This window comes from Eudoraea sp., from assembly GCF_049665975.1.
GTDB lineage: Bacteria > Bacteroidota > Bacteroidia > Flavobacteriales > Flavobacteriaceae > Eudoraea.
The window spans coordinates 1-2285 of sequence record NZ_JBATGR010000476.1; the positions used below are offsets into that span (position 1 = coordinate 1).

The following is a 2285-nucleotide window of genomic DNA, read 5'->3' on the forward strand; positions in this document are numbered from 1 at the left end:
CCTTCAGTAAAACTTGACTTCAAAATCTCCAAGGTTAACTTGCCAAATCCAATAATAAAACCACCAATTAAAGTTGCAATCGCACCATTAGCATTAATTCGTTTATAAAAAATACCCAATAAGAAAACTGCAGCTATTGGAGGCGAAATATAGGCCTGTACATTTTGAAGGTATTCATAAAGTCCATCGGAAAGTGTAGTAATAATAGGAATCCATAGAAGACCGAGGCCCACAACAAAAAAAGTAGCAATTCGACCTGTTTTTACCAATTCTTCTTCTGGTTTTTCCGGTTTTAGCTTTTTATAAATATCTAGTGTAAACAGGGTAGAACAAGAATTAAATACGGAGGCCAGAGAACTCATCAAAGCAGCCAATAAACCCGCAGCAACCAGGCCTCTGAGCCCTGATGGCATTAAATTACTCATCAAAACCGGAAAGGCCTCATCCGGACTATCCCAATGCAGCTCACCCTTCATTTTTAATGCCAGTGCAATTACTCCCGGGATTAAAAAAAGGAAGACCGGCATAAGCTTTAACAATGCTCCAAAAATGCTTCCTCTCCTGCCCTCTTTTATATTTTTAGCAGAAAGGACCCTTTGTACAATTACCTGATCTGTACACCAATACCAGATTCCAACCACAGTACTGGTAATAAAAAGAGGGAGCCATGGATAATCCGGGTCCGAATTCGCCCTCCACATATTAAAATATTCCGGGCCAACAGTATCTTTTAACTCTCCCCATCCTCCTACTGCATCGAGACCCAGAAAAGTTAATATTCCTGCACCTAACACCAATACAACGGCCTGAATGGTTTCTGTATAAACTACGGCACGCATTCCTCCAAGTACCGTATATATACCTGTAAGTACTACTGTGGCTACCGCGCCAATCCAAAAAGGAATTCCTAACAATGCCGAAACTACTACCCCTCCTGCGTAAATGGTAACTGAGACTTTGGTTAGAATATAGGCTATTAAGGACACCACAGACAAGACCCATCTGGATCTTGAATCAAAGCGTTTTTCAAGGAATTCGGGCATTGTAAATACGCCGCTTCGCGCATAGAATGGCAGAAAAACCCAGCCCAGCATTAATACTATCCAGGCGTGTAATTCATAGATGAGCAATGGCATCTTGTCTCCAGCTCCATTACCTGCAAGCCCAACTACATGTTCAGATCCAATATTAGAGGCAAAAATAGAGGCTCCAACTATAAACCACCCAATATTACGACCTGCCAGGAAATAATCCTCTGTGTTTTGTTGTTTTTGCCTTATAACCCACCATGCTACTCCAAGTAATATAACAAAGTAGGCCGTAATTACTACCCAATCTAAAGAATCAAGTCCCTTCATAAATTATACCTTAAATATGTATCTGTTTAAAAAGAAAACGGAATTATAATATCAGATTAAATTTTCCGCTTGTTAAGATAATCAAAACCGAGTAACCCGATACCAATTTTTAATTTACCGGGAATATTAAGGTGATAATTAGAAATCAAGTAAAGAAATGAGCTTGGATAAAAATAGGTTATTTATTGGTTTGTTATTGTTTAAAGAAATAATCATTGTTCCAGGTTATTGGCCTGGAAACTTTGAAGTTCGTTATTATTATTGAATTGTGAATTAATTTCTATGGGATTACAGCAAATTTCACAATCTTCAACGTATAGCTGCCTTTGAATAGACGGGTCCAGGAGCATTGATATTTCTTCCCAGCAATAGGGGCACTGAAAATAGTGTTCGTACATTAAAGAGATATAAATTTTAATTTATAAATGACCTCTCTCAAATTAAGGAAACAATATTAAAAATCTACATTCAATAATTGGCCGGTTAAATCCAATAGCTGTAATTCTGCCAGTTTAGCATCGTATTTTGCAAGATTTTTGGTTGTTTGTGCTGTTAAAAGATTAATCTGAGCCTGTCTGAATTCTATTGATGTAATCCTTCCCAGTTGGTATTGCTCCCTTGATCGTTCAAAATTATTCTGATTGGTAATTACTGCTTTCTCCTGGATTTGATATATCGTCAATCTATTTTCATAAGTTTCAATGGCATTCTCAATGTCCCGCTCCACCTCAAGTTCAACCTGCTTTTTTAATAACTCCTGATTTTCTAAGGCTATTTTAGCATTCCTAACCTGAACAGTAGTAATTCCACCATCAAAAAGATTCCAGGTAAGGCCCGCACTTAGATTTAGATTTAAAGTGCTATTGTTGACTCCGGGAAAGAAAGCGGAGGCGGCACTTTGATTTAAATTCCAACCATATGAACCCG

3 protein-coding genes are annotated in these 2285 nt (G+C 37.9%); all 3 read right to left on the bottom strand.

Annotated features, from left to right (window positions below):
* Positions 1 to 1358, bottom strand: a 1358-nt coding sequence (locus WBN20_RS15350; RefSeq protein WP_424282314.1) for a sodium:solute symporter, incomplete at its 3' end; no start/stop codon positions are given.
* 212 nt (positions 1359 to 1570) lie between these two features.
* Complete coding sequence (locus WBN20_RS15355; protein ID WP_424282315.1) at positions 1571 to 1756, bottom strand: CPXCG motif-containing cysteine-rich protein; 186 nt, start codon at positions 1754 to 1756, stop codon at positions 1571 to 1573.
* 56 nt (positions 1757 to 1812) lie between these two features.
* On the bottom strand, positions 1813 to 2285 hold a 473-nt coding region (locus WBN20_RS15360; protein WP_424282316.1), incomplete at its 5' end, for a TolC family protein.